Origin of the sequence: Pseudomonas sp. FSL R10-2189 (genome assembly GCF_009600325.1) — a bacterium.
Classification (GTDB): domain Bacteria; phylum Pseudomonadota; class Gammaproteobacteria; order Pseudomonadales; family Pseudomonadaceae; genus Aquipseudomonas; species Aquipseudomonas helleri.
The window spans coordinates 1-263 of record NZ_WIVZ01000165.1 but is presented as its reverse complement, the minus strand read 5'-3'; the positions used below and the strand labels follow the sequence as shown (position 1 = coordinate 263).

1 protein-coding gene is annotated in these 263 nt (G+C 55.5%); it reads right to left on the bottom strand.

Annotation, left to right across the window (positions count from 1 at the left end; translation table 11 throughout):
* A partial coding sequence (locus GHO32_RS26340; RefSeq protein ID WP_256671076.1) for a transposase domain-containing protein occupies window positions 1–263 on the bottom strand: 263 nt, incomplete at both ends.

Below are 263 nucleotides of genomic sequence, written 5' to 3'. Positions count from 1 at the left end.
TAGCCCAGTTCGATTTCCCAACGCTGACTGTAAAGATCGACGATCTCATCGCACGGGAAGCGCAGCGGATCGGTCATCAGAAGCCGCTTGCCCGGCAGCATGATGTCCATGTGATTCACAACATCCCAAGCAGACATCCGGCGAAACAACGCCATGCTGATGATGCACCACACTAGGCTTTCAAGCGGAAGACGGCGCTTGCGAATGGTCGAGACACCCGCGCTTTCGAAGGCTTGCTTGACGATGTCTGGATCGAGTAAGGC